At 71.2% G+C, this 1,231-nt stretch carries 1 protein-coding gene and 2 pseudogenes; 2 read left to right on the forward strand and 1 reads right to left on the reverse strand.

The window, feature by feature from the left end:
• A pseudogene (locus tag AB0O29_RS36090) lies at positions 1 to 416 on the forward strand (acyltransferase); the annotation flags it as partial.
• On the opposite strand, the gene AB0O29_RS36095 reads toward AB0O29_RS36090, so the two are convergent.
• Positions 394 to 801, reverse strand: a complete 408-nt coding sequence (locus AB0O29_RS36095; protein WP_365160730.1) for a cupin domain-containing protein — start codon at positions 799 to 801, stop codon at positions 394 to 396. The pseudogene AB0O29_RS36090 and the gene AB0O29_RS36095 sit on opposite strands and share 23 nt — an antisense overlap.
• Before the next feature lie 52 nt (positions 802 to 853).
• Between AB0O29_RS36095 and AB0O29_RS36100 the strand changes: the two are divergent.
• A pseudogene (locus AB0O29_RS36100) lies at positions 854 to 1,231 on the forward strand (hypothetical protein); the annotation flags it as partial.

A 1,231-nucleotide genomic window follows, 5' to 3' on the forward strand; every position in this document is an offset into this window, starting at 1 on the left:
TCCTGCACGCCCTGGTGGCGGCCCTGCTCATCGCCCGCCTCGCCCGCACTCCGAGCGGCCCGCTCGCCCGCGCCCTGTCGGCGCCGCCGCTGCGTGGCCTCGGCCGGCTGTCGTACAGCCTCTACCTGTGGCACTGGCCGGTGTTCCTGCTGCTGGGCGAGGACCGACTGGGCCTGACGGGCTGGGCCCGCACCGCCGTCGTACTCGCGGTCTCGCTCGTCGCAGCCCTGCTCTCCACCCGGCTGGTGGAGGACCCCGTCCGCTTCCGTGCGCGCTGGGCGCGCGGCCGGAGGGGCGCGGTGGCCCTCCTGGCCGCCCTCGCCCTCCTCACCGCCCTGTGGGCGCTGCTCCCCCGGCCGCAACTCGGCGCGGGCAGCGTCGACATCGGCCGGCTCAGCGCGGGAGGACCCCGTTGAGGGCGTGACCGGTGGTCGCGTCGACGTGGTCGGGGATCTCGTCGTGGCGGTCTCCCACCGTCGTCGTGCCGGTCGGTTCGAAGAGGAGGATCGAGGCGCCGGACGGGGCCGACGGCTTGTGTTCCGTACCCGCCGGAACGGTGAAGGCCGAACCCCGGGGCAGCAGGACCGTGCGTTCGCCGTCGGGTTCGCGCAGGGAGATGTGGAGTTCGCCTTCGAGGACCAGGAAGAACTCGTCCGTGTCGTCGTGTGCGTGCCAGAGGTGTTCGCCCCGGACCTTGGCGATCCGGACGTCGTAGTCGTTGACGCTGGTGACGATGCGCGGGCTCCACAGCGCGTCGAAGGAGGCCAGGGCCATGTCGAGGGAAACGGGTTCGTTGGTCATGGGCTCATCCTGGGCCTGTCGGACCGGCCCGCGTGAGTGCTAGAAATCGCATATGGCGAAAGAATCCTCTCAGTCCTCGCAACCGGATCCTGCGGGCGTCCATCGGGTGGTCGTGATCGTGGACGAGAACTCGAACCCCTTCGAACTGGGCTGCGCGACCGAGGTCTTCGGGCTGCGCAGGCCTGAGATCGGCCGGGAGCTCTACGAGTTCAGGCTCTGCTCCCCCGAGCCCCGCACCGCGATGCGGGACGGGTTCTTCACGCTGACGGGGGTCGGCGGGCTGGAGCTGGCCGACACGGCGGACACGTTGATCGTCCCGAACCGTCCCGACGTCGAAGTGCCGCGCCGGCCCGCCGTCCTCGACGCCATCCGGCTGCTGGCTCCGGTCAAGGACCTGGACAGTCTGGCGAAGCGGTACCCCAGCCGGAAG

Source organism: Streptomyces sp. NPDC089915, from assembly GCF_040684675.1.
Classification (GTDB): Bacteria; Actinomycetota; Actinomycetes; order Streptomycetales; family Streptomycetaceae; genus Streptomyces.

Excerpts from the sequence above, each read along its gene's own strand:
- AB0O29_RS36095 (WP_365160730.1), bottom strand. The coding sequence starts at position 801 with ATGACCAACGAACCCGTTTCCCTCGACATGGCCCTGGCCTCCTTCGAC.